The organism is Mobilicoccus sp., assembly GCF_032060985.1.
Taxonomy (GTDB): domain Bacteria; phylum Actinomycetota; class Actinomycetes; order Actinomycetales; family Dermatophilaceae; genus Mobilicoccus.
Window position 1 is genome coordinate 1 of sequence record NZ_DAMBGD010000012.1, and the last position, 26,113, is coordinate 26,113.

The window sequence follows — 26,113 nt, forward strand, 5'->3', positions numbered from 1 at the left end:
TCTCTTACCAAGACGCGCCGGAATACCCACCCCCGGACGGTGGATCAGGGCTGAGTGGGCGGGATGAAAGGGGCAATTGTCCAAGCCGGTGTAGCTCGTGTGGCTGGGCCGTTGGACACGCCGAGCGATGGAGGCCGAGGTGGCTAGGAGGTTCCGGCCTGGACTTTCGCGGGGCATGAAGAACTGGTCGTACGACCGACTGTGTTACGCAAAACAACGTACCGGTGTAACTGGTCGAGCGTCTTGATCGACCGTATTTCGATGGCTCTCGTTGGGCTCGTCATGTCGGGTGTTCGTGCCCATCTTTCGGCGCCGAGGGGTGTCGACTGGTGGGGAGAGGGGCCTGGCTCGGTGCCGATGCGTGAGCTGGGCCGGGGGGTGTGAGTGTGCTGTGGCCTCACGGGGAGCGGTGCGCCCGCATGAAAACGAGCACGTGAGAAGCGGTTTCTGTCGAGTCGGTCGACCGGATTCCCCTAGCCAAGGTGCGGCTCGAGTGTGATCTATGCCATAGGTTCTGCGCTCAAGTTCCGGGGGTGTTTGCCGACTATAGGCGAGCCTCTGACCCTGACCTGAAGGTGCGTGAGGAGGCTCCGAGAAAACTGGATGTAATGCCAACGCCGGTTGAGCGATGATCAGGATGGTGTAACCATCAATCACGGCGGGTCGCCATCGGGATCCCGGTGGTCTGGGGGAAGTAGACCCCGGGTGACCGACCTCGCCAACCCCCCCGAGTTCGTCGTTTCAAACAGCCTTCAGGAGGCACCAGTGAACTCTGCAGCCAAGCTGCGCAAGCGCTCCGTCGCGACTCTCGCGGCCAGCGCCCTCATCATCGGCGGCGTCGCCCCCGCGGCCTTCGCGTGGACCAACACCCAGACGCCGAACGAATACACCGATGCCGCCGCCGCGAGCCTCGGTGTCATCGACTCCGACCGCAACGAGCCCGGCACTCAGGGTGCCCAGGCCATCTCTGCTGGCGCCACCGCTCAGCCTCTGGCTGACACGCGCTTCGTCCTTCCCAGCACCTGGCGCAACGGTGACTACATCGAGTTCACGGTGGCTGCCGCGGGCAAGGCCAATGGCGCCGCCGCGTCCCGGATCAACTTCACGTCGCAGCCGACCGTCAACATCGACACGAAGGCCTACGCCGCCAACACGCACGTGGCGAACACGAGCGGCGCGGCCAACACGGTGGGCTCCGTCGAGGATGGCACTGAGCAGCCGTTCACCGGCGCGATCGCACCCGTGGCGCCGACCTACACGGTCTCCATGCAGTCCACGACCGGTGACGCTTACAAGGACAAGGTCCGCATCACCTTCACCAACGACTCCAAGGGCGACGTTCAGACCGCCAAGTTCATCGGCAGCATCAACGGTGCCAAGGTGGACGTCGGTGCGAGCCTCACCGGTGACGTGAGCCTGACGGCCAGCGCCTATAATGCTGGGGACGTGGCTCCCACGTCTTCCGCCAACACGGCGGGGACGCTGCAATTCTTTGACGAGACGGGAGCTAACGCCGTCACCTACCCGGCCACGATCGCCCAGGCCAAGCTTGAGGTCGCCTCGAGCACTCTGGTTGCCGACGGCACGTCCCAGACGGCCGGCCCCATCACCGTGACGCGGACCGACGGTTCCGCCTTCGGCGTGACCCAGCCCATCGCGGTCACCGCGGACGGTGTGTCGTTTGACACGACGGTCAAGCCGGTCGCCACGTTCTACAAGAGCGACGGGACCGTGGCCGGCACCGCCACCCCCGCGATCAGCGGCCCCAACAATGACATCCTCACGATCGCGAGCGGTGACCAGCCCGCGAACGCTGTTCGCGTGGTCATCTCCGGGTTCAACGTCAAGGCCCCCCGCGGTACGCAGTCCTACTCCTACAGCCTTACGCGGAACGGCATCTCTGCTGCCCCGGCAGGTTCGTACCTGACCGCCACGGGTAACCAGGAGGACATCACGTTCCCGGGTGGCGTGACGGTCTCCGAGGCCGTTGCCACTCAGGTCCCGAAGCGTCTCGGCGGGCAGGATCGCTACCAGACGGCCGTGAAGATCGCCGAATACGACGAGGGCACCAACGAGAACGACGGGATGGTGGGCGAGAGCGACAACGTCGTCATCGCGTCCGGTGAAGGTTTCGCGGACGCTCTCTCGGCCGGCTACCTCGCGGCGACCAAGGACGCGCAGCTCATCCTCACGCGCCAGGGTTCCCTTCCGCAGACGGACATCGAGTTCCTCAAGAACTACGGTGCCAAGAACGTCTTCATCGTGGGCGGCACCGGGTCGGTCAGCAAGGCCGTCGAAGACCAGCTCCGCAGCATGCAGGCGTACGACGTGCAGGCCAAGCAGCAGACCCAGCAGGTGACCGTGACCCGGCATGACGGAAACGTTGCCGCCACGAGCGCCGTGGGTGCGGGCGACGCTGGCACTGCGACCCTGAACGGCACCTTTGCCTACACCGACCTTGCTGCGGCGCCCAGCCCCCTGGTTCTGAGCGTTACGCGTGACGCGGCGGGTGCGCCCACGGCGGTAAGTGCGAGCCCCGGCTACACGGTCGCGTGGACGTCGGGCAACACCGCGACCGTCACCCTCGACGCGACCGGGCAGTCTCGCACCGTCACCATCGGCACAGGCACGACCACGCTGAACCATGTGGACGACTACACCTTCGCAGTAAACGACACCTCGAAGCAGGTCACGAACACGGTGCCGGTGGGCGGGTCTGTCACCGACGCCAGTGTCACGGAGAAGAGCGGCAACCGCTCGGTCGTCCCGATGGATGCTCGTCTCACCGTGACGCGCATTGCGGGCAACAACCGCTTTGAGACCAACAAGAAGGTCAACATGTACGCGGCCGAGACCGCGGTCAACCCCATCGGCACCACGGTTCCCGAGTTCGGCAAGCCGGGGCGTAAGACGGCTATCGTCGCCAACGGCATGGCGCCGTGGGACGCACTGGCGGCCGGGCCGCTCGTGGGCAACGAGCTCGGGGCCAACCCGATTCCGGTCATCCTCAGCAACGGCGCGGGCAGCATGAACGCTGACGCCGCCGCGCAGATCGGCCAGATGGACATCAAGCACCTCCTCTTCGTCGGTGACAAGGGGGTTCTCCCGGACTCCCTCGTCACGGAGTCCAATGGGCGGGGCGTCTCCGTGAACCGTCTCGGCGGCGCGAGCCGCTGGGACACGGCGAAGGCCGTCTCGGAGTTTGCTCTGAAGGCTCGCGGTGCGTCCTCGACGAACACGTCGCCCGGCCTTGGTTTCGCCGCCTCCGGCACCGGGGTGCCGTTCCTCACCAACGGTGGCTCGATCGACGGCAGCACCGGCGGCGTGGCCCAGGGTGCTTGGGCGGACGCCCTGGCGGCCGGCCCGTCGGCGGCCCGCCAGCGCACCATCATCGCGCTGACGGACTCCGAGAAGCTCCCCGACGCGACGAAGGACCTCCTTACGGCCCACAAGGCCGACTTGGAGCCCGTCATCGCGCTGGGCCTCGGTGGTGTCGTGTCCACCAACGTCATCAACGACGCCAACGCGGCTGTCGCCAACTGACCCACCTCGTGACGACGGCATGACCGTCTAGGAACGACACGCAGCGGGTCGGGATCTTCGGATCCCGGCCCGCTGTGCTGTGTCACGGCAGGGGAAAGGGACTGTCGGTGGACGTACCTACGGTGCAGCGCATGGCGTGCTCGAGAGTGCAGAGGTCGACCTTCGCCCGCGACGTGCGGAAGGCCCGGCGGGCGTGGTCGGGGCCGAGGCTCAGTGCTTCAGGGGTGCACCGTCTGCTCGGCCCGACGTCGACGTGTCTCGAGGTACTTGTGCCGCCGGAGGGTGGCGACCTCGCAGTCACGACCGCCGACGAACTCGGCTATCGCTGCGTGGGAAGCCGGCCCGAGGGAGCCGCCACTGTCCTCACGCTCGCCTGGACCCGCGGCGGATACGCACCCCACTCCGCGACGCAACGGTGCGACCTCATGGCCGCACTCCAGGCCGGGGGAGTGCCGGTCTCGGCAGTCACCTCGCCCGTGGTGGGTGCGTCGCACCCCAGCGAATTTCGCATGGTGGCCCGCAACCACGACGACGCCACCGAGCTCGACGTGTGGTTGGCAAGCCACGGCCGACACGGCCTGTCCCGTGCCGGGTGTGATGGAGGCTCTCATTCACCGGAAGGATGAGAGTCATGGCAGCACCGAGGAAGTACCCGGAGGAGCTTCGGGAGCGAGCGATCAGGATGGCGGTCGAGCTGCGGCGTGACCCTGCCACGAGGCAGGGGGCGTTGCGTCGGGTCGGTGAGCAGTTGGGGATCAACCCGGAGACGTTGCGGAACTGGGTGTCCCAGGCCGAGGTCGATGCTGGTGACCGGCCGGGAACGACCACGGCCGAGGCGGCCCGGATCGCCGAGCTCGAGCGTGAGGTTCGTGAGCTTCGGCGGACGAATGAGATCTTGCGGACGGCGTCGGCTTTTTTCGCCGCGGCGGAGCTCGACCGCAGGATCAGGTGAGCACGGCGGTGCTCGTCGACTACATCGACGAGCACCGTGTGCGGTTCGGGGTCGAGCCGATCTGTCGGGTCTTGCGTGAGGCAGGCCTGGCGATCGCCCCGAGCACCTACTACGCCGCAAGGAACCGTCCGCCGTCCAGACGCGCGGCCAGCGACGCGAAGCACGTTGCTGCGATCAAGGCGGTGCACGAGAGGAACTACGGCGTGTACGGGGTTCGTAAGGTCCACGCCGCGCTGAATCGCGACGGGCACCGCATCGCCCGCTGCACGGTCCACCGACTCATGCGTGCCCAGGGGTTGCGCGGGGTCAGCCGGGCCAAGGGACCGCGCACGACGATCGCCGGGCGTGGGCCCGACGATCGTCCTGACCTGCTGCAGCGGCAGTTCATCGCGTCGGCCCCGAACCGGGTGTGGGTCGCAGACATCACCTATTGCCGGACCTTCGCCGGCTGGGTGTACGCGGCATTCGTGCTGGACGTGTACTCGCGCAGGGTCGTGGGCTGGCAGCTGTCGACCAGCTTGCGCACCGACCTGGCCCTGGATGCCCTCGAGATGGGGTTGTGGACCCGCGACCGCGCCGGGCAGCCCACGACGGGCGTGATCGCGCACTCGGACAAGGGAGTTCAATACGTCGCCATCCGCTACACCCAACGCCTTGCCGAGGCCGGCGCGGTCGCGTCGGTCGGATCGACGGGCGACTCCTACGACAACGCGATGGCCGAAGCATTCAACTCGATCTTCAAGGCCGAGCTCGTCCGAAACCGCGGTCCCTGGAAGACCATCGACGACCTAGAGATCGCCGTGGCCGAGTACATCGACTGGTACAACCACCGACGCCTGCACGGACAGATCGGCCTGGTCCCACCCGTCGAGTACGAGACCACCTACTACGCCCAGAACCCCGCCCCGGCTACCGTCGAGGCGTCAGAACCGAGCCTCCACTAACCCCGGCACGGGACAGCCTTATTGTCAGCGCCCACGACCCCGCCGCTGCGCGAGCGGCAGTTCGCGCGGCCGTTCCCGAGGCGCCGGTGCAGTGGGATGTCGAGCGCATCGAGCGATCCCTTGCCTTCCCGCTCGATCGGGCGCTGCCCGCCCTCATCGCCGGACTGATCGGTCTCGCGCTCGGACTCCGTTTCGTTCCGCACCCGGCCCCTGGCAGTGGGCCCGTTGGGGAGGCGCTCTCTCCTCTGGCGACCTACTGCGTCGAGCTCCTCTGCGTGGCGCTCATCGTGGCCGGCGTCGCGGTCAGCGCGCGAGGCACGCTCGTCATGCCCCCGGCCCACGAACACATGACATCGCCGGCCTCCGCGTCGACGCGGCCCGTCACGATCGGGCGGCGCGTGCTCGACTGCGTCGTCGCTCTCGTGGTGGGAGTCTTCGCCGCGGTCGTCCTCGCAGGCACGGTTCTCGCCCAGCCGGTGATGACCACGGTCACGGTGCTCCTCGTCGGGGGAGCAGCCCTGGTGCTCCACGTGCTCGACCCCCGTGACCGCCCACGCGTGCGCCTTCCCCTCGCTGCCCTCGGCACCGCGCTTCTCGGGGCGTTCGCGTGGACCGAACTCGCCGACCTCGTGCTCGCCCGCGGCCTCGGCGTGCCCCCGGGCACCGTCGACGCGGACCTCATGAGTCGCGTCATCGTCACCGGCCTCCTCCTCGTGCCCTCCCTCGTCGCGGGCGCGTTCGGCGGTGCGGCCGTCTACGCGGTGCGGCGTCAGAGCCGCATCGGCGCGGCACTCCTCGCCCTCCTGGTGTCCCTGGCGAGCGCACTCGCCCTGATGGCGGGCCTGCGCTACGTCAGCAGCGAGGCACGAGCACTGCCACACCACCCCGGCAGGGGTCGTGGAGCTTCGTGGTCGACGCCGAGCAGGTCTTCGGACTCCGGACCGGGAACGGCCGGCCGCTGCCACCGCAGGATCGCGTCGTCGTCGGCCACGTGGGGGAGCGGGCCGTCCTCGTTCCTTGCGGAGGAGGGCAGCCGGTAGTTCTGCCGGCCGGCGACCTCACGTTCTCACCCCTGACTACTGAGGAGCGGAAGGCCTGCATCCGGTCGCATCGCGAAGCTACGCGGGTCGATGTCGGTGCTTCGTCGCCGCTCTCCGCATGACTCCAGCGGCTCCTGTCTGCCCGTGCGCGACCTGCCAGAGCGCTGTGGGCGACGTCGCGCCCCTCGGGGACCGGAAGCCCCCCGCGCGGACGTGCCTGGCCCTGCACGCACCTCTGGGCCGCGGGCAGTGGACCGGGCGCGAGGATCCCGGTCGGCCCACCGCGTGGGGTGCCGGTCTCGGCCGCCGTTCGTTGTCACAATGACCGGAAGCCGGTGGGGGAGACAGGGAGAGATGCGCATGGGTGTGGAGGGTGACGGCCGCTCGGCGAGCGACGGGCGCGTGGCGGCTCCCGCCGGTACGACCTTCGCGCCCGAATCACTCGCGTGGCTCGGGTGGTTCAGGTTGGTCGCGATCTGCGGCGTGATCCTCATCCACGTCAACGGGGTGACGGCGGCGCAGCTCTACGGCCGGGACGTGCCGGTGGGGGAGTGGGCGCGGGTGCTCGACTTCGTCTCCCGTTGGTCGGTGCCGGCGTTCGTCATGTGCAGCGGCGCGATGCTCCTCGACCCCTCTCGGTACCGCGGCACGGGGCACTTCCTCCGCCGCCGCGCCTCCCGCCTCGTGCCGCCGCTCGTGTTCTGGCATCTCGTCTACGCCGCCTGGGTCGTCCACCTCCGAGGCGCGTTCGATCCCGCTGCGCTCCTCCACGCCGCCGCCACGGGCACCCTCTACACGGCGCTCTACTTCTTCTGGATCGTCCTCGGCCTCGCCCTGCTCACCCCCCTGCTCGTGCCGTGGGTCGCGTCGGTCTCGCCGAGGGAGGTCGGCATCGCGGGTGTCGTGCTCACCGCCATGCCCGCCGCCGCAATGGCCATCGTGCCCGTCGCACCCGCCAGCGAGGAATGGATCCGCACCGCCGTGACCTGGTGGGTGCCCTACCTCGGTTACTACCTCCTCGGCTACGCCCTACGCCGCGCGCACCTCACCACCGCGCGAGGACTCGCCGCCCTCGCCGGATTCGTCGCCGGATGCGCCTGGATCGTGTGGCAGTGGAAACAGCCGACCGGGTTCGGCGCGGTGCTCGAGCACTACCAGCCCGCCGAGTCCTACTTTCACCCCGCCGTCGCGCTCGCCGCGTGCTGCGCCATGTACCTCACCCGCTGGATCGTCCGACCCGGCGGCCTCGGCGGCGGGTTCGCCCGCCCCGCCCCGGCACGGTGGGGACGGGAGCTCGGCGCCGCCACCCTCGGCGTCTTCGCCGCGCACCAGCTCGTCCTCGCCGCCGCCGAACGGGCCCCGATCATCGGCGGAGGGATCGTCGCGTCCTCACCCGCCGAACTCGTCGCGCGGTGCGTCGTCGTCATCGTCGGCGCCTACGCCTTCGCACTCCTCGGCCGCCGCATCCCCGGGGTGGACCGGGTCGTGTGAGCGCGCGCCGCATTCCCGCCCGCGCAGGGGTGGGTCAGCGCGCGAGCAGCGTCGTCCGGGGAAGCTCGACGGTCGTCGTCCCGTCGGTGACCGTGCCGGTGACGACGGCGCCGATCCCGCGTCCGAGACGGACCTCCATGGGCGCGGTTCCCCGCCGGTCCGTCTGGGTGGACGTGGTGCTCGGGCGTCCACGGGTCGGGGTGACGGTGAGGCGGATCCACGCGTTCGTGAGCGGAAGACCGCACGCGTCGGTGACGCGGATCTGCGACGTCCATCGTGTCCCGGTGCCCGCGGGGGAGGAGACCGTTCGCCCCGCCACAGCCTTCGCCCGAGCCGGGGAGGGGGACGTGCACCGCGGCCCCACCCTCGCGGGGGGAGACCTCAACGAGGCCGTCACGAGGTCGGCGATGCGCCGGTACCCGAGGACGTTGGGGTGCACCACGTCCCACATCGCGTCGTACGACGGGATGCCCGCAAGGACTTCACGCTCGTCGACGACGCCCATGCCCTGAGACCGGAGCAACCGGAGAAGACGGACCCGTCCCTCCGCCTGGCCGGGACGCACATCAGGGGTCATGTGGGCGAGAGTCGTCACCAGCGGGATCTGGCCAAAGCGCTGGTGCACCCCGGCGAGCAGGGCGGAGTACTGCGGCTTCACCGCGCCGGGGGAGAGGTTGTGTCCGAAGGAGACCACCGCGACGTCGGGACGCTCCGGCACCCCCACCTCGAGATGCTCCAACGCCCGCTGCGGTGTCCCGCCCGGCCATCCGAAGTTCCACACGACGATCGGCTCGGCGCGCGGCACACCGCTCGGCGGGAAGACCTCGACGTCCGGGTCGTACCGCTCCGCCCGCCAGTCGAAGTGATGCACGAAGACGTACCGGTCGGTGGCGAGATTGCCCGCCCACATCGACACCCACTCGCCCGGGTCGTTGCCGACGGAGTCGCCCAGCACGGCGACGGTGACGGCATCCCGTGAGGCCAACGCCGCGCGGGCTGGTGCGAGTCGCTGCGAGTCGGGAGCCGTCGGCACCACCGTCGCGACCGGTGTGACGGAGCGCGGCGGCGCCGCCCGTGTCGCTGCGCTCGCGGCCGGCACCGTGACACCTGCGGTGCCACCCCCACAGACCACGACGAGGGCCGCGGCGCACGACGCCGCAGCCCTCCGAACCGATGAAACGGCCATGACGACTCTTCCCTGAAGCACGCGCCGCAGGAATCCGTCCCCGCGGGGGCCGCAGACGCGGCCATCCCCCTATCGGCCGGGAGGCGACCGAGACGAGTGTCCGGAAGAACCCGCTGCCGGCGCCCAGGTCCGGGGTGCCCGGTGTCACCCCGGCCGCACCTCGGGTGGCGAGCCGACGGCCCACCACCCGAGGCTCCCGTCCAGCGGGAGGCGCGACCCCTCAGGGCCGGTGTGGGCTCACTGAGCCGAGGAGCTGGAGCTCGACGAGCTCGAGCTGGAGGAGGCGGACGGGGAGGCGTCCGTCGTCCCGGTGCCGCTCGTGCTCGACGACGACGGCGTCCCGGTGCTCGACGTGGTCGACGTGCCGGAGGGCGAAGTCGTGCTCGTGCCGGAGGGCGAGGTCGTCGCCGTGCCGGTGGGCGTGGCCGTCGGCGACGGGGCGGGGGTGGTGGCCGTGACGTCGCCGGAGTCCGCGACGGCCTCGGCGTTCGTCGCCACGGTGGTCGGGATCGAGGCAACACCGCCGAGCACGGCGATGTTCGGCTTCGTCGCGGCCAGGTACTTCTTGACCGAGTCGGGCAGGCCCGTCGGGGGCGTGAGCAGCAGCGGAACGCCGGTGCCGGCCGCGAGCGGCGAACCCGCCACCGCGTCGCCGTAGTCCGCGCCGGAGGCGAGGACCACCGACGCCGGGGCCGCGTAGTACGTCTGCGCGAGGAGCGCGGCCGTCTCGTAACGGTTGACCCCCGAGATCTTCGTGGCGGTGATCTCCGCCGCGTCCATGGCGCGAGAGGCGCCGCCGCCCACGGCGACGACCTTGCTCGCCTCGTCCTTGATCATCGCCTCGGTCGTCGCGTCCATGGCGCCGGTGCGGCTGAGGAGGATGACCCCACCCTGCTTCGACGCGGGCGCGCCGGCGGCGAGCGCGTCGGCGTACCCCGTGCCGTCGGCGACGAACACGGGCAGCTTGGCCCCGCCGCGAGCGGTGATGACACGGGCCGCGATGACACGGGCCGTCTCGTAACGGGTCTCCCCGCCGAGACGCTCCGTCGTCATCCCCGCCGACTTGAGCGTGGAGACCGCGGATGCCGAGACCGCCCCCAGGCCGCCCACGACGACGACGTGCTTGACCCCCTGAGCCTTGAGCGTGTCGAGCACGCGGGCGTCGAGCGCCTTCGGGCCCGTCGTGACGACCGGCGCCTTGAGGTGCGCGGCGAGCGGGGACGCCGTCAGCGCGTCGGCGAAGCCGTTCGTGCCCGCGAGGACGACGGTGTCGGAGGTGAACACCGCACGGTTCTGCGTGTACACCTCGAGGCCGGTGGCGATACGGTCCGACCCGCCGAAGCGGGAGACGTCGGCGGCCGAGGCGCTCTGCGCGAGGCCGAGGCCCAGCGCGCCTGCGGTGAGGAGGGCCGTCGCGCCGAGGAGCGGCGTGCGACGGACGGTGATGACCTTGCTCATGGAAGGGTCCTTTCGTCGAGCGAGAGGGGCGGAGGACCCGACGATCTCCGGGTCCACGGAACGCCCCCATCACTCCCTCATCGGCGCGAGACGCCGTTCCCCTGAGCGGGATTCGTCCGGTTCAGGCCTTGATGTAGAGGTGCCGACGGTGGAGCAGCATCGCGAGGAGCGTCCACGCCACGACCGCCGTGATGCACCACGGCCACGCCGCGCCCGGAGCGCCGACCCACTCGGCAGCGCCGTGCTGCGCCACCTCCGCCCACGACCGCCCGCGCACCGGCACCTCCCCGGACGGGCCGGTGCGCAGCAGCGTGCTCACCACCGCGTGGGAGCCGAAGTAGACGAGCAGGCTGTTGCGACCCAGCGCGACGAGGGGATACCGCAGACAGGCCTCGGCGCGGCTCACCTGTCGGCCGTCGAGCAGGACGTGCAGCACGGTGAGCACCGCGACGACTCCCGCTGCCACCGCGAGGGCGAACGGTGCCGTCCAGAGACGTTTGAACGCCGGCACCCACTGTGCGGCGACCACGGCCCCTACGGCGCTCACGACCACCGTCACCACCGCACGGCGGAGCATCTCCCGGGTGGATCCCCCGCGTGCGTGATCGAGGAGAGCGCGGCCGCCCGCCGCCCCGCATGCCGCCGTTGCGAGGGCACCGACGAGGACGACCAACCCACTCGGGTCGTGTCCGCGCGTGCCCTCCACGTACACGTGGGGTGCACCGAAGACGGCGACGTCGATCACCCGGGAGGGATTGCACTCCGGGGTCAGCACGCCGCCGGGGCAGCCGTGCGCCCAGATCGCGAGCAGCAACGCCTGGGCCGCCGCGAGGGTGAGGCCCGCGACGAGCCACCCCCGCCAGGACCGGCACGTGAGCCGGAGGGTCACCATCCCCGCGACGATCCCGGCGTACAGCTGGAGAACGCCCGTGAGATCGAACGTCGCCCACTCGACGCGTCCGGTCGCGAGGTAGGCGAGGAGAGCGGTGAACGCCACCCCGACGACGTACAGCGTGACGACACGCCGCACCTCGCGACGCAGGCGCACCCCGCGTGCGTACGTCATGGCCAACCCCGCGCCGCTCAGCGTGACGAACACCGGGAAGACGAGGTCGATCGGGTGGACCCCGACCCACACGGCGTGTTCGAACCATGCGGGGGCCGTGAACCAGGCGTTCACGGCCACGCTCACCACGAGCATGAGACCGCGGGCCACGTCCAGTGCCGCCAAGCGGGACGTCTGGGGAACGCGTTGTGCCGCAGCCTCACTCACTCGATCAGGGTGACTCATCGTGGCGCCGGGGACGACGCCCGGAGGGGCGTGTCGAGCGCCGTCTCGTCACGTCGACATCCCCCGGCCCGCCACGCGGGTCCCGGGGGACGTCGACGACCGTCGCGCTCTGCGCGATGTGCGGATTCCCCCAAGGGGGTGGCCGCGAGTCGGGTCAGTGCTTCTCGCAGGCGATGCCGTCGTGGTCGCGGTCGAGGGACTTGGGCTGCGCCGCGTAGACCTTCGCGTTCTTCGTGAACGAACGGACGGGCTTGGCCTTCTTCTTGCTCTTGTTCTTGTCGACGGCACCCGGCTTGCCCACACCGTGGGGGTAGACCCGGTTGAGCTGGGCGCAGCTCTTGTAGGCGATGACCCTGGTGGTGCGGGACGCGCCCGTCACGGCGGCCGACGACGAGGCCGCCGGGGCGGCGACGAGAGGCGTCGCGGCGAGGGCGGCGGTGAGGACGAGGGCGGAGACGCGGGACATGGGATCACCGATCGTGTCGAGACGCCGCACCCCGGACGAGGTGCGGTGACGCCGTGGTGGGCGTCCGACCGACACATCGGACCGGGAGACTCCCGCGTCACCACTCCTCCGTGCGGAGCAGATCACAGGGGAGACGAGTAACGGTGGGCTCTCCGCCTGCCGCCGAAGCGAACCGGCCGGGGAGAGGCCGGTCGAGCGAGTCGGACGTATGCATCGACGCGTTCCCACCCCGGCGACGACGTCGTCAGAACCGTGCCGGCCGGACGACGAAGCCCCGCGTGACGGGGTGACTCAGGTCATCCACGGGTGCGCCCGTCACCGCCGAGAGGTAGGCGGCGTCGACAGGCCGAGCGACGACGGCGGAGACGTGCCACTCCCGTGCCAGCCGGCGTGCGTGCGCCGGCGGCACGAGCGCCGGGTCGACCGAGATCACCGGATGCGGCACGGCCGCGTAGGCGACGGCGATGTCCGTCGCGTTGCCCGGCGCGAGGACGAGCACCGCTCGACCGTCGTCCACGAGGGGAGCGAGCGCCGCCTCGAGCTGGGCCGTCGAGACCGCGGCACGCTCACCTGCCGTCCGCAGCGTCTGCGCCACGTGCCACGACCGTCCGAGCCCCACGGCGACGACCACACACGTGAGGGCGGCGACCACGCCGCGCGTCCGGCTGCGGCCCGCGCGCCACGAACGACTCACCACGACGTCGAGGAGGACGGCCGCGAGCGGCGCCGTCGCGTAGAGGTACCGCGTCTGCGGCTGGAACACCGCACACGTCGCGACGTACGTGACGAACGACGCCGCCGTGAGGATCACCATCGCCGACCACGCCCGACCCCCGGGACTCCGGCGGCCCTTACGGCCACGTCCGTCGCTCCGGCCACGCCCACCGACGACGCCCACGAGAGCGGCGACGACGATCGGCAGCACGGTGGTCCACTCGCCCGCGGTCCGCGGCGTGAGCGCCCGCCACATCCCGCGGCCCGCCTTGTCGAGGAACACCGACGGGTCGAACGCCACGGGCACGAAGTAGAAGTCCATGTTCGACGACCGCCCCGCGGCACCGACCATGAGCGTCGCCGCGAGACCGGCGTTCGGGTACGGCCGTGCGACGAGCGCATGACCGACGACGACCGCGAGGGCCACCGCCAGACCCGCCGCCCGCCAGGCGACCTCGCGGCCCCCGCCCGCGGGCTCCTCGCCCGCGGCCCCTGCGTGCGGACCATGCCCCTGGGGTGCGGCATCGAGTCCATCCGGGGCGGCTCCACCGCCAGCCCCGGCTGCTGCGAGCCGGTGCCGACGAGCCTGCCGAGTCGCCCGGGGGCGATGCACGTCCCACCCGGACCAGGCGAGCCACCCCACCCAGGCGAGCAGCAGCAGGACGAAGTTCGAGCGTCCCCACACGAGCAGGCCGCCCGCCACGCCCGCGACGACCCACCAGGCCCCTCGCCCGGTGCGTTCCGCCGCCACGCTCGCCCCCACGAGGACGGCGACACCGAACGCGAGGCTCACCTCCGACAACGGGGAGAGCGCCGCCCATGTCGTCGAGGGGAACACGGCGAACGCGACGGCACCCCAACCGCCACTCCCGCCGAGGAGACGGGCCGTCGCCGCGACGACACCCGCCGTCGCGACCGCGAGGGCGACCCCGACGACGGTCCACGCCACGCCGTCCGCCCCCGGTCCACCGCCCACCGCGGCGTACACCCACGACGCCACGGACGTCACCGGGGTGTCGTGCATCCGCGGGGGCAGCACGCCCGCCGGTGCCGACGCCGCGTAGAGCGGATAGACGTGGTTGGTCACGGCCTCACCGGTCGCCCCCGTCATCCGCAGATCGCCTGCGTACCAGAACTCGTCGGTGCCGGCCACGCCTCCGCCGAAGCGCACCCCGAGGGCGACGAGCCACGCCGCCGCGGCCACCACCCACAGGAGAGGCCACCCACCGCGGGTCGTGCCGCCCGTGCGAGGGGAGCGGGTCGGCGAGGCGCGCATGGTCGCAGCCTACGAGCGGAGCCACGCCCGACCGGCCGACACGCGGTCACCGCCGCCACCTGGCCGGCCCCGTACGATCGACCGGTGAGCAGGGTCGACGAGTGGTGGAACCGCCTCGGATTCGGCGCGGCCGCCCGTCAGGTGACCAACCTCAGCCTCGGCGCCGCCGCGTCCCAGGCACTCCTCGTCGTCGCCCAGATCATCCTCGGCGCCCTCTACACCCCCGCCGAGTTCGGCGCGTTCTACACCGCCACCGCCCTCGGCGGCCTCTTCGCCATCGTCGTCACCGGCCGCTACGAGATGGCGATCCCCCTCGCCGACACCGACGACGACGCCCGCGGCCTCACCGCCCTGTGCCTCCTCCTCGCGTCCGTGGGCAGCACCGCCCTCCTCGCCGTCGCCGCGCTCGCCACGGTCGTCGCCGGCGACACCGTCCGCCACCTCGTCGGCCCCGGGCTCTGGCTCGTCCCGCTCGTCACGTTCGGCATGGCGATCTACACCGTCCAACGCCTCACCCAGGGCAGATACGAACGGTTCGGCCTCGTCGCCCGCGCCGGCGTCGGCGGCACCCTCCTCCAGGTCCTCACCCAGATCGGTGGCGGACTCCTCGGCGGATCCTCCTCCGCCCTCACCCTCGGCTACGTCCTCGGCCGACTCGGCTCCGCCGCCGGCATGATGCGCGGCAGCCGACGCTCCGAGGGCGCCCGCCCCACCCTGCGGCGCATGCGCGAACTCGCCCGCACCTGGCGCGAATTCCCCCTCCTCAACACGTGGCCCGCGCTCCTCAACGGCATCTCCGCCTCCGGCGTCGCCCCCGTCGTGCGCGCCTTCTACGGGGTCTCCTTCGCCGGCCTGTTCGGCTACGCGAGCTACATCCTCGCCGCACCCTCGGCACTCCTCTCCCAGGCCGTGGCCGGCGTCCTCCTGCCCCGCATGGCCGGCATCGAACGGGAGGGCCGCGACTCCGCTCCCTCCCTCCACCGCACGGCGACCGCCCTCACCTACGTCTCCACCGTGTTCTTCGGTGCCGTGATGCTCGTCGGCCCCGAGGCGTTCGCGCTCCTCCCGCCCGCCGGGCGGTGGCGTGACGCGGGCGTCGTCGCGGCACTCCTCGCGCCGTGGCTCGCCGTCAGCTTCGTCTCCTCGCCCCTCAGCACCTACGCCACCGTGCGTCGCCGCCTCGGACGCCTCCTCGTCGTCTCCGTGATCGAGGCCGGCCTCCGCCTCGCCGCGCTCGCCGTCGGACTCCTCGCCGGTGGCGCGCTCTGGGGTGTCGCCTGCTACTCGGCCGCAGGCGTGGCGATCTGCCTCTACTTCATCTCCTGGACCCTCGGCCTCGCCGGCAGCGGCCTGCTCCGGTGGGCCGCACAGATCCGCGGGTTCCTCGCCGCGAGTGCAGGCCTGCTCGCCGCCGGGCTCGTCGCCCGGTTCACCGACACCGCACCCGTGGCCGTCGGTCTCGTCTGCGCGATCGGCCTCGCCGCCCTCGGCGCTCGCGGGTTCCTCCGGCTGCGGCACGGCGGAGGGGCCTGAGCCCGCGCGACGTCTCGTCCGCCGACGCCGGGCGACGCGCGGCGCGGTCAGTCGGCCGCGCGAGGGGAGACAGGAGTGCCGGTCTCCACCCAGGCGGCGAGGACCCCGGCCGACGCGCGACCGTCGTGCCACCGACGCGCGAACCCCGGACCCCGGGCCGCGAGGTCGGCCGCCCCGTCGGGGTCGTCCAGCACCGACTCGAGAACGTCCGCGAGACCGTCGTGCGGAACACGACGCATCGGCGGCGCCTCGGGCATGAGCGCGGCGACGTCGTCGGCGAGGCTCCCGAGGACCACCCGCCCGGCCGCCAGGCCCTCGACCGCGTTCGCGCCGTAGTACCCCGACCGCACCTGCTCGACGACGACGTCGCACGACCGCACGAGCGCGGGCACCTCCTCGGGCGCGACCCCGGCCGGGCTCACGTACTCGACCCGTCCGGCCTCGGCGAGTCGCCGGAGCACCGGATCGACGAGATCGGTGCCCTTGATCGGCGGCACGCGGCGACTCGGCAGGTGGAGCACCCGCGGGCGCCGCCGGGCCTCGGGGGTCGCGAACGGCGGTGCCTCCGCGGCGAACCGCTCGACGTCGACGACGACCGGGAGCCACGTCGACGGCATGTCCTCGAGGAGGAGATCGGGCGTGCTCACGAAGACCGGCACCCCCGCCTCCTTGGCGGTGCGACGGTTGCGCGTCGCGACGGCGCCGAGCTCCTCGCTCCACGCCGCGTCGAGACGGTAATAGGACTCCGGCAGCCTCTCGGCGTGCTGCCGGGGATCACGGACGTCGCTGCCGTGCGCGATCAGGGCGAACGACGCCTCGGGCAGGTCCTCCCGCAGGCGGGGCAGCTCGACACCCACGTGGGAGGCGTCGAGACGGTGGTGGAGCGCGGCGAAGGAGTCGATCGCGACGTGCGTGCTGCCCCGGAGCATCCGCCGCACGAGGAACCGTTTGACCGGGTCGGGCGTGAGTCGGTGGTGCGGCAGCCGACGGGAGGCGGGGAAGAGCATGGGCGGCCGCCGCCCCGGCACCGGGGCGAACGCGAACGAGAACGCCTCGTGCGGGGTGTACGCCGCGACGGCGCGAGCCCACGCGTCCGCCTGGCCCGCGTTGTTGATCGGGCCGATCGCCAGCCGCGCAGGACCGTCGACCGGCGTCCGCTCCCGGGGGCCGGTCGCCTCGGCCGCGCCCTCGCCGCGCTCGGCCTCGGCGCCGTCACACCCACGGTCCTCGTTCACGGCGTCGTCGCCTCGAGGAGACGCCCGACCTCCGCCTCCCAGCAGTGACGTGCGCGGAACGCCTCCAGGGCGCTGGCACCCATCGCCGCGACCCCGTCCGGGTCGTCCCGCAGGCGGGTGAGCGCCTCCGCGAGTGCCGCAGGATCCTCCATGTCGCACGCGAGGCCGATGCCCTCGTCCTCGACGAGCGCCGACATCTCGACGGCGTACGAGGGGACGATCACCGCCATCCCCGCCGCCATGTACTCGAACAAGCGGTTGGGCAGACTGCTCACGCCCATGTCGCGCCCGTAGGCGACGAGTCCGACCCGGCACCGCGCGAGCACGTCGGGCATCGCGTCGTGGGCCACCGCGTCGTGCAGGACGACCGCGTCACGGACGCCGAGCGCCTCGATACGCGCATCGAGATCCGGCATCCATCGTGGGGCCGTCGCCACGGACCCCATGCCCGGGAACACGACGACCTCGACGTCGGCCACCTGCGCGACCGCCTCGAGGACGACGGGAGTCCCGTTGCCCGGCAGGCCCTTGCCGTGCATCACCCGCAGGGGATGTGCGGGGGCCGCCGACGCCGCAGGCACCTGCGCCGCGAACGACCGCGGCGCGCAGTTGCGCACCTGGAACGCCCGCGGATGACCCGCCGTGTACGGCGCGAGCACCGCCTCGTTCACCCCCACGACGACATCGCACCGCTGCGCCGTCGCGGCCACCCGTCGCCGCATCGCCTCACGCGCCGCGGGCACCGGGCGCCCGAACGTCCACCGGTCGAGCATCGCCCCGTGGAACTCCTCGTGGATGTCGAAGATCACCCGGCCGCCCTGGCGTCGGGCGACCCGGACGGCCGTCGCCGCCGCATCCGGATCGGGGGAGTACCACCAGTCGACGTCGCGCACCTGCTGCGCCGCCCGCGTGACACGGGACGCCGACCGCACCCGGTCGACGCGCCCCTGCGACGCCGGCGTGAGGTGGTACTCGACGCCCGGCACGCGATACCCCTCACCGGCGAAGAAGCTGTGATCCGGGCCGACCCAGCTCACCCTCCACCCGGCGTCGAGATACGCGCCGACGATCTTCGTCGTCACCCGGACATCGTCGAGAGGATGCGCCGTCGTGAGCACACACAGGTGGGGACGCTCCTCGGCCTGCTCGGTCGAGGGCGCGTCGTCCTCCAGCCGTCGCCGCGGCGGGGCGAACGACGGCGGCAGCACCGGCCCGGCGAGCATCGCCGCATGGCGCTCGCGATCCTCGCCGGTGAACCGGTCACGGATCTTCCGTGCCGGTACCCCACCCCAGATCTCGTACGGCGGCACGTCCTTCGTCACGACGGCACCCGCCGCGACGACGGCGCCCTCACCGACGTCCACCCCCGTCATCACCGTGACGCCCCGCCCCAGCCACGCGTCACGGCCGATCGTCGTGGGCCGCGACGGCGGTCGCCCGGCGAACTGCATGGGAACGCCCACGGTGTCGACGACGTGGTCGTCGCCGACGATCGCCACCTCCGCCGCGAACATCGTGTAGCGGCCGATGCGCACCCCGGCGGGGACGACGCAGCCGGGGCCGACGAACACGTACTCCTCGGCCCGCAGGTCCTGCGCCACCTGAGCCGAGGGATGGACGTAGGCCGTGGGATGCACCCCGTCGAGACGCTTGGCCCGGTGGACGGCCTGGTTACGGACCCGTCGCAGACCCGCGTGGAGGTCGCCGGAACGGACGCTCATCGCCGCACCCCACCCTCACCGAGGCCCGAGAGGGGTTGGGACGGAACGGTTCTCGCGGCGGTACTCACGTGCGTGGGCCCCCAGGTCTCGGCGCCGGTTGACCCCACCAGCCTACGGGCAGCGCCCCGCCGCGCCCCCTCGTGGCGGCGTGTGGCGCCACCGCGCCGGGCGCACCGCCATGTCGCGGAGGACGGCGGGACGCCGACACGACGTCGCCCCCTCCTCGACGACGAGGCGGGGGCGACGTGGGTCTCAGCGGCGCGGCAACCCGTACCGGCGCAGAAGGCGGTCGACCTGGGCAGGGCTGAGGCGCGTCTTCTGCACCGACGGCGGGTTCTGGCCCGTCCAGTACCGGGCGAACGACTCGGCCCACACCTCGGCCGGCATCCCGACGTACGGGTCGGAGGTGAACGTGCGTCGCTTGGCCGCACGCGTGACCTCCTGACGCAGCCCGCCCGCCTTCGGCATGTACGAGACGGCGTGGCCGAGCTCGTGCGCCGTGATGAACGACATCGACGAGACGTCGCGCGTCTCGAGGATCGCGATGTCGCGCTTGCCGTACTGGACGTAACCGAGGACGGCCGCGTCACGGATGTTCGTCTTCGGCGCCTTCCACGTGATGCGCGAGACGCACCGGATGCGGTAGTTGCCCGCCCGCTTCGCGAGGCCCGTGTGCGTCGAGATCGCCTGGCGGCACAGCTTCGGCGCGTCCGTGAGCGGACGACGCTCCGTGGCCGCGACCTGCGCCGCGCCCCACGCCGACGCCTGCGCCCAGCCCTGCGGGCCGACCTTCGTGTTGACCGTGAGGACCGCGACGCCGTCGAAGTAGAAGTCGTACCCCTTCGTCGTGCCGCCGTGGCACACGACGGTGTGGCCCGACGGGGACCACCACTTCGGCATCCGCGCCTTGACGTACTTCACGCACCGCTTGTCCTGCGCCGTCATCTTCGACGCGTCGGCCTTGCGCACCCGCGCCCGGATGTCGGGCACGCTCACCCCGACGAACGCGTCCGGCGCCACCGACGCCGAGACGGGCGACACCGGCTGCGGATCGGACGACGACACGGCCTGCGCCGAGGCGGGCGCCCCCACACCCACACCCACACCTGCGACGAGAACCCCCACCAACGCCGACGACGACTTCACGACTACCCCCACACGAAAGAACGACACCCACCCCGGGGACGAGACGCGTCCACCCGGCACGGGTCATCCTGCCCCATGGGAAGGCACCACGCCGCTTCGCCATCGGCCCGGCACGACACGCGGCGCTCGCCCGACCCTCCGGACGTCACATCCGGGGCCCGCGAGTCCCCTCGACGCGGGCCGACACGACGCACGGCGGTGGGCGCCGACGTGCGTCCCACACCGACGCCCACCGTCGTCTCACCTGCGGCCGGAAGGCCGGCGCAGTCTCAGGGGCGCCACCCGAACCGGGCGATGTCGTTGCACGTCACCTGCTTGCGGCGGTACCCGTCGGGGTAGCCGACGCACGTCGCCTGGGTGCGGGCCCACACCTCGGCGGGCATCGAGTTGTAATCGCCGCCGCCCCACGACGAGACGCCGGTGAACTTCGCGAAGGCCGTCCGCTGCGCGGTCGTGAGCTCGGAGTACGACCACGCGTGGCTCAGCTCGTGTGCGATGACGGCACGCAGCAGCGGCCCGCGCAGGTCGGAGCGGATCTTCACCCGGCCCTCGACGAACTCGCCCGTCGTGCTCGACACCCACGTCTCGGTGAGGCCGAGCGTGTCGGACGTGTCGAAGCCCCGAACGCACGAGATCCTGTACCGCGAATCCCGCGGGACCGGATGGAACGACGCGATCGCCTCCGCACACGTGTCGGGCAACGGAGCCGTCGGCGTCGTGGTCGTCGTCCGCGGCGCGGGGGCCGGTGCGGGGGCAGGGGCCGGTGCAGGAACCGGGGCCGGTGCCGGAGGAGGCGTCGGCGCCTCCGTGGGAGCCGGGCTCGGGGCGGGGGCGCCGGGCACCCGGTACGTCGGGAGCGACCCCGTCGTCGCCGTGGGCACCTTCGCCGCGACCGTACCGATCGCCGCGTCCGAGACCGCACCCGATCCGCCGAGCGTCCCGATGTTGCGAACGCCGAGTCGCGTGAGGGTGTTCGCGACGCTCTTGCTCCACGTCGTCGCGCTCGCGGGCGGGGTGAGGAGGATGGGGCCGTCGGCGAGCATGCCGCCGACGACGGCGTCGGCGAACATCGTCCCGCCGGCGAGGTAGGCGACCGATGCGCCCGACGGGAACGCGGCGCGGGCGACGGCCTGGGCCGTCGCGTACCGGTCGGCACCCGCGAGACGGTCGGTGGGCCGGCTTCCGGCAGCGGAGGCGAGCGTCGTCGCCGACACCGCGCCGGTGCCGCCGAGACCCGTGACCTTCGACGGGCCCCATGACGCGACGAGCGACCGGACCGCAGCGGGAGCGGCGCCGGTCGCCGGCACGGGAAGCACCGGGCCGTCCTTGAGCGCACCGCCGACGACGGCGTCGGCGCGCCCGCCGACCTGCGCGACGTAGACGTGGGACGCCCCCTCGGGGAACGCGCGGCGGGCGATCGCCACCGTCGTCGCGTAGACGTCGTTGTTGCCGAGGCGCGTCGTGGAGATCCCGCCGGCGGCCTGACCGAGGACGTCGGACGAGACCGAGGCGGACCCGCCGAGCGCGACGACCTGGGAGGGGGAGAGGCGCGCGATCTCGTCGCGGACGGCGCGGGGCACGGTGCCCGTCGTGGGTACGAGGAGCACGGGGCCGTCGGTGAGGGCGGCACCGGCGAGGGCCTCGTCGAGGCGGTTCCCGCCGACGAGGTACACGGTCTTGGCCGTGCCGGGGGAGTAGGCACGCTCGCTGATCGCGACCGACGTCTCGTAGCGGTTCGCGCCGGCGAGGCGGGTCGGGCCGGCCATCGCGCGTTGCACGATCGGGGCAGTCGCGGCGTCACCGGCGGTGACGACGCGCGTGTCGATGTCGGCGGTGGTCGTCGTCGTGGTGACGACCTCGAGGTCGGAGCCCTGGCCCGTGGCGGTGGTGGCCGAGGCCGCCTGGGGCGCGACCCCGACGGCGAGGCCAGCAGCGAGAGCGGTGAGGGTGGTGAGAGCGCGTGGCAGGCGCGACATGGGCGGAGCCCCTCCGTGACGGAACGATGAGCGGGCCCCATCCCTGGAGCCCGAGACCTCATCGGCCCTTACATGCCCCCTCTGCAGGCTCCCGACCTGCGAGAAAACCGGTCTCGAAACGCTCAGGTCCGGGCGTCCGTCCAATTCCCGTCCCGCGGCGGGTCGTTGTCACGATCCGGTCACGGGGCGGAGGAGCCTCACCTCGTATCCAAGCGTGTGCCGGAACGTGACGACCGTCTCGTAATCCCGGTCCACCGAGCGTCCGAGCGCCGGCAGGAGGCCCTCGATGCGCCGCGGCGAGGCGGGCGCGTCGAGGACCCACGCCCGATCCACGAGCGTCGGGTCGTCGCCATGCACCGCGTCGAGCGCCGCGTCGAGACTGCCCGGATACGCGCCGAGCAGCCACGAACTCCCCACCGGCCTGCCACCGAGCTGACGGACGTACCCCGGCGACGCGCCCGTGACGTCGAGGATCGGCACCCCGGTGAGGTGATGCTCGCGGGCGACGTCGGCGAGGAGACGCGACGTCGCCGCGTCGGCCCTCGTGACCCGGAGTCGCGCGCCCTCGGGGCTCACGACGGCGATCTCCGTCGCGGCCGGGTCGGACCACGCCGAGACCACCGCCGGGTACCGGTAGGCGTGTCCGAGCCCCGAGAGCGCCGCGACGAGGACGAGCCCGGCCGTCGCCGCCGTGACGACCTGCCGTGCGAGACGGCGTCCCCCGTCGTCGCGCGCCGAGCCGCCGTGCCTGCCGGTGAGGAGGACGACCACGACGAACCAGAACAGACACGCCCGGGCCTGCGCGATCGCGTAGTTGCCGTTCGTGCCGACGACGTACGCGAGCGGCGCGAGCGCGAGGGCGAGAAGCGTCACCGCCTCGACCGCCCGGTACGGCGCGGGACGCCGGGACGCGTGCGCTCCGGCGGTCTCCGTCGTCCCGGGTGTCGTCGTGGGCGGGTGGGGACCGTCGGCGTCGCGCGATCGCCGCGTGGTGGCGTGGGCGGGGATGGTGAGGAGGGGGATCCACCAGCACGCGCCGACCATCGGCACGGCTCGGGTGGGGGCGAGGCCCGTGGCGAACGCGACGACCTCGACGAGGACGGCGAGGACCGTCAGGGCGGCGATCGCGAGCGCCCGGCGACGTGTGGGGACACCGCGCCGAAGGAGCACCCACGAGACGAGCGCGGCGACGACGACGGCGAGCGCCGGGGCGGCGAGGAACCCGGTCCACGGGAACGGGTCCCACCGCACGAGGTCCTCGTGCCCCTGGAGAAGTGCGACGTTGCGGGCGCCCTCACGGTAGAAGTCGACGATCCATCGGGGCCCGTGACCGAGGAGCGCCATGAGCGCGACGAGCCCCACCGCCGCTCCGCCCGCGACCCATCCGACGACCGGGAGCACCGTCCGGCGGGAGGCGACGGCCAGGACGACGGCGACGATGAGCGTGAGGGCTGCGAGCGCCGCCCCCGTCGTCACCTTGCCCGACGCCGCGACCACTCCGCCCAAGCCGACGAGTGCCGGGCCGAGGGCGGCGCCGCGTGCGCTGTCGCCGAGGTGTCTCCGGGCGCCGGGCGCGGACTCCGCTTCACGAGCACCGTCGTCGGCCCGGCCGGGGCCGGGCCACGTCACGAGGACGAGGCCGGAGGCCCACAGGCACGTCCCCCAGAACGCGAGGGTGTTGTAGCTCGGGGTGAGCGGGAAGGAGACGACCGGCAGGAGACCGGCCGCCGCCGCGACGCCGCGCACGGCCCACGCGTCCGCGCCCCGCAGGCCGAGGACGCGGGTCACGGCCCAGCCGAGCGCCCCCGCGGTGAGGAGGCCGACGAGCATCCCGACGACGCGGAGGGCGAGCACGTCGCCGCCGACGAGCGCGAACACGGGGTGGAGGACGTATCCGAAGAGGAAGACCGTCGCGCGGCTCATCGTCGGGTCGGCGAGGAGGATGAGGTATTGGCCCTCGTCGGTGCGGTCGAGGCCCCAGCCCACCCGGGCGAGGGAGGCGAGGACGACCCCCGCGGCCGAAACGAGCGCGATCGCCGCCGGCCACCACCCGCCACGACGACGCCGGACCGCCGTCACCGCCGCCTGCTCACTCCCCACGCGCGCCTCCTCGGGCCGGATCACTCCCGGCCACGGGCCGGCGCCCCCAGTGTCGCAGCGGCGGGCCGGGCCACCGACGACCGACGCCCCCACCCGCGGGTCCCGGTGCGGCCGGCGAGGACTCGTGGCGGCACGGTCCTCGCCACCGCGTCGTGCGGGACGGGGGAGGGGGCGTCGGTGAGAGTGCGACGAGCGGCGTCACATCTCCTCGTGCGTGCGGGGGTCACCCCCGAAGAGGCGACCGTCGGGACGGCCGAGGGCGGTGATCGCCTCGACCTCGGCGTCGGTGAGCTCGAAGCCGAAGACGTCGAGGTTGGTGCGCTGACGCTCCGGGTTGGCGGACTTGGGCAGCGGCAGCGACCCGATCTGGAGCTGCCAACGGAGGATGACCTGCGCAGGTGTGACTTCGTGCGCCTTGGCGGCGTCGGCGACCGGGGCCTCGTCGTAGGCGGCGTCGCGCTTGCCGAGCGGACTCCACGACGAGGTCCGGATGCCGAGCTCTACCTGCACCGCCCGCATCTCCGCCTGCGGGAATCGGGGGTGCAGCTCGATCTGATTGACGGCCGGGACGACGTCGGTCGCCGCGATGATCTCCCGCAGATGCTCCTCGGTGAAGTTGCTCACCCCGATCGACGTGACGAGCCCCTTCTCGCGCGCGTCGACGAGGCCCTGCCACGTCTCGACGTAGAGGCCACGGCTCGGGTTGGGCCAGTGGATGAGGACGAGGTCGAGCCGGTCGAGGCCCATGACCTCGAGCGACGCCTCGATCGACGCGACGGCCTTCGTGCGGCCGTGGTCACGGCCGGGGACCTTCGTGGCGATCCGGACCTCCTCGCGCGGCAGCCCGCTACGTCGCAGCGCCTCCCCGACCTCGTACTCGTTGCGGTAGTTCACCGCCGAGTCCAGCATCCGGTACCCGGCCTCGAGGGCGCTCGTCATGGCCGTGACACCGGCCTCGCCCCGCAGGGGGTAGGTGCCGAATCCGATGCGCGGGAGCGTGACTCCGTCGTTGAGCGTGTAGGTCTCCATCGCCCCACGCTAACGCCGACCCTCCCGGCCGGTTCCTGCGGCCGCCGGGTCGTCGTGCCGACGTGCCGACGTGCCGACGTGCCGGGGCGGGAGTCAGGCCGGCACGAAGCCGCGGTCGACGGCCCAGGCGCGGGTGTCGACGGCGAGGGCGTCCCAGTCGCGGCCCGGGTTCATCACGCCCAGCTCGGCATGGCAGCCGAGGTTGGGGGCGGCGGCGTAGAGGAGGTGCGGGTCGGCGGCGTTGCGCTGCGAGCGCAGCGTGAGCGCGACCCGGAACGGCACGAGGAACGCCGCACGCGCCACCCCGCGCACCGTGGGCTCGAAGTCGTGGGGCGGCCCCGTGAGGTGCTCGATCGGCGAGTAGGGGCGCTGCCCCTGGTAGATGACGCACGTCTCGTGGTCGAGGTAACGGTTGCGGAACGGGAGCATCGCCTGCCGGAAGATCGGGTAGTCGGCACGCAACGCCCCGAGACGCGCACCGAACGTGCTCGCGGTGCTCACGACGTGGACGAACCGAAAACCGTCGACCTCGATGTCCGGGCGAGTGGGCCAGCCCTCGGGGTAGTGGTACCCGGTCGGGTACTCCTTGGGGTTGGCGTATCCGGGCGTTGCGCCGTAGAGCGCCACGTAGGACACCTCGGGACGGGTCTCGACGGCCTTGAGCGCCTGCACCGCGTCGGGGGTGTGGAGGTAATCGTCCTCGCAGAAGTAGACGAGATCGTCGTCGGCCCAGTCGCTCTCGATCGCGAGGCGCAGCGCCGTGACGTAGCTGCGGCGCATGCCGACGGGGCCGCCCGCGATCGTCTGGACGTCGCCGAACTCCTCGAAGAGGCGCATACGGTCGGCGGGGACCGGGCCGTCGTCGAGCCAATGGACGCGGACGCCGGCCTGCTCGGCCGCCCGCGCGAACGACGCCGCACACAGGAGCTTGCTGAACCAACCGGGCCGGGACTTGCTGTTCTCCCCGCCGTAGGAGCGGTAGATGAGATGCGTCGTCATGGCGAAAGGTGCT

At 72.3% G+C, this 26,113-nt stretch carries 17 protein-coding genes and 1 other annotated feature; of the genes, 5 read left to right on the forward strand and 12 right to left on the reverse strand.

Going from position 1 to position 26,113, the window contains the following annotated elements:
• Positions 1-705 precede the first annotated feature (705 nt).
• The 4 genes from RT054_RS10425 (at position 706) to RT054_RS10440 (ending at position 7,970) form a co-directional block, all read left to right on the forward strand.
• Positions 706-3,543 (forward strand): cell wall-binding repeat-containing protein, encoded by a 2,838-nt coding sequence (locus RT054_RS10425; protein WP_313023478.1) that lies wholly within the window; start codon positions 706-708, stop codon positions 3,541-3,543.
• Positions 3,544-4,174: 631 nt separating this feature from the next.
• Positions 4,175-5,439 (forward strand): IS3 family transposase gene (locus RT054_RS10430; protein WP_396837274.1). Its coding sequence is split into 2 segments (ribosomal slippage): positions 4,175-4,454 and positions 4,454-5,439, totalling 1,266 coding nucleotides; the frame shifts between segments, so codons are not numbered across the junction.
• Positions 4,453-4,596: a sequence feature (AL1L pseudoknot), on the forward strand. It overlaps the preceding gene by 144 nt.
• 86 nt (positions 5,440-5,525) lie before the next feature.
• Positions 5,526-6,479, forward strand: coding sequence for a hypothetical protein (locus tag RT054_RS10435; RefSeq protein ID WP_313023480.1), 954 nt, complete (start codon positions 5,526-5,528; stop codon positions 6,477-6,479).
• 360 nt (positions 6,480-6,839) lie between these two features.
• Entirely contained in the window at positions 6,840-7,970 is a 1,131-nt protein-coding gene (locus RT054_RS10440; protein WP_313023481.1) for an acyltransferase, read from the forward strand.
• A gap of 34 nt (positions 7,971-8,004) precedes the next feature.
• Here RT054_RS10440 and RT054_RS10445 read toward each other — a convergent pair whose 3' ends face one another.
• The 5 genes from RT054_RS10445 to RT054_RS10465 form a co-directional block, all read right to left on the reverse strand.
• Entirely contained in the window at positions 8,005-8,955 is a 951-nt protein-coding gene (locus RT054_RS10445; protein ID WP_313023482.1) for an SGNH/GDSL hydrolase family protein, read from the reverse strand.
• Positions 8,956-9,393: 438 nt separating this feature from the next.
• The gene (locus RT054_RS10450) at positions 9,394-10,614 is read right to left on the reverse strand and encodes a cell wall-binding repeat-containing protein (RefSeq protein WP_313023483.1); all 1,221 of its coding nucleotides are present in this window, start codon (positions 10,612-10,614) and stop codon (positions 9,394-9,396) included.
• A 121-nt stretch (positions 10,615-10,735) separates the two neighbouring features.
• Positions 10,736-11,887: a heparan-alpha-glucosaminide N-acetyltransferase domain-containing protein gene (locus RT054_RS10455; RefSeq protein ID WP_313023484.1), complete on the reverse strand. Its 1,152-nt coding sequence runs from the start codon at positions 11,885-11,887 to the stop codon at positions 10,736-10,738.
• Positions 11,888-12,059: 172 nt separating this feature from the next.
• On the reverse strand, positions 12,060-12,371 hold the full coding sequence (locus tag RT054_RS10460) for an excalibur calcium-binding domain-containing protein (protein ID WP_313023485.1): 312 nt from the start codon (positions 12,369-12,371) through the stop codon (positions 12,060-12,062).
• Positions 12,372-12,615: 244 nt separating this feature from the next.
• On the reverse strand, positions 12,616-14,361 hold the full coding sequence (locus RT054_RS10465) for a hypothetical protein (RefSeq protein ID WP_313023486.1): 1,746 nt from the start codon (positions 14,359-14,361) through the stop codon (positions 12,616-12,618).
• 84 nt (positions 14,362-14,445) lie between these two features.
• Here RT054_RS10465 and RT054_RS10470 point away from each other — a divergent pair, with 84 nt between their 5' ends.
• Positions 14,446-15,894, forward strand: a complete 1,449-nt coding sequence (locus RT054_RS10470; protein WP_313023487.1) for an oligosaccharide flippase family protein — start codon at positions 14,446-14,448, stop codon at positions 15,892-15,894.
• A gap of 47 nt (positions 15,895-15,941) precedes the next feature.
• On the opposite strand, the gene RT054_RS10475 is transcribed toward RT054_RS10470, so the two are convergent.
• From RT054_RS10475 to RT054_RS10505, 7 genes are all read right to left on the reverse strand, one after another.
• Complete coding sequence (locus tag RT054_RS10475; RefSeq protein ID WP_313023489.1) at positions 15,942-17,129, reverse strand: hypothetical protein; 1,188 nt, start codon at positions 17,127-17,129, stop codon at positions 15,942-15,944.
• Positions 17,126-18,850, reverse strand: a complete 1,725-nt coding sequence (locus RT054_RS10480) for a glycosyltransferase (protein WP_313023491.1) — start codon at positions 18,848-18,850, stop codon at positions 17,126-17,128. The genes RT054_RS10475 and RT054_RS10480 overlap by 4 nt, the downstream gene beginning before the upstream one ends.
• A 252-nt stretch (positions 18,851-19,102) precedes the next feature.
• The gene (locus RT054_RS10485; protein WP_313023492.1) at positions 19,103-19,996 is read right to left on the reverse strand and encodes a hypothetical protein; all 894 of its coding nucleotides are present in this window, start codon (positions 19,994-19,996) and stop codon (positions 19,103-19,105) included.
• A 269-nt stretch (positions 19,997-20,265) separates the two neighbouring features.
• Entirely contained in the window at positions 20,266-21,972 is a 1,707-nt protein-coding gene (locus RT054_RS10490) for a cell wall-binding repeat-containing protein (RefSeq protein WP_313023493.1), read from the reverse strand.
• A gap of 168 nt (positions 21,973-22,140) precedes the next feature.
• Positions 22,141-24,072: a hypothetical protein gene (locus RT054_RS10495; RefSeq protein WP_313023494.1), complete on the reverse strand. Its 1,932-nt coding sequence runs from the start codon at positions 24,070-24,072 to the stop codon at positions 22,141-22,143.
• A gap of 198 nt (positions 24,073-24,270) precedes the next feature.
• Entirely contained in the window at positions 24,271-25,101 is an 831-nt protein-coding gene (locus RT054_RS10500) for an aldo/keto reductase (protein ID WP_313023496.1), read from the reverse strand.
• A gap of 93 nt (positions 25,102-25,194) precedes the next feature.
• On the reverse strand, positions 25,195-26,100 hold the full coding sequence (locus RT054_RS10505) for a hypothetical protein (protein WP_313023497.1): 906 nt from the start codon (positions 26,098-26,100) through the stop codon (positions 25,195-25,197).
• Between the last annotated feature and the right edge of the window lie 13 nt (positions 26,101-26,113).

Excerpts from the sequence above, each read along its gene's own strand:
- RT054_RS10440 (WP_313023481.1), top strand. The coding sequence starts at position 6,840 with ATGGGTGTGGAGGGTGACGGCCGCTCGGCGAGCGACGGGCGCGTGGCG.
- RT054_RS10450 (WP_313023483.1), bottom strand. The coding sequence starts at position 10,614 with ATGAGCAAGGTCATCACCGTCCGTCGCACGCCGCTCCTCGGCGCGACG.
- RT054_RS10460 (WP_313023485.1), bottom strand. The coding sequence starts at position 12,371 with ATGTCCCGCGTCTCCGCCCTCGTCCTCACCGCCGCCCTCGCCGCGACG.
- RT054_RS10465 (WP_313023486.1), bottom strand. The coding sequence starts at position 14,361 with ATGCGCGCCTCGCCGACCCGCTCCCCTCGCACGGGCGGCACGACCCGC.
- RT054_RS10480 (WP_313023491.1), bottom strand. The coding sequence starts at position 18,850 with ATGAGCGTCCGTTCCGGCGACCTCCACGCGGGTCTGCGACGGGTCCGT.
- RT054_RS10490 (WP_313023493.1), bottom strand. The coding sequence starts at position 21,972 with ATGTCGCGCCTGCCACGCGCTCTCACCACCCTCACCGCTCTCGCTGCT.
- RT054_RS10500 (WP_313023496.1), bottom strand. The coding sequence starts at position 25,101 with ATGGAGACCTACACGCTCAACGACGGAGTCACGCTCCCGCGCATCGGA.
- RT054_RS10505 (WP_313023497.1), bottom strand. The coding sequence starts at position 26,100 with ATGACGACGCATCTCATCTACCGCTCCTACGGCGGGGAGAACAGCAAG.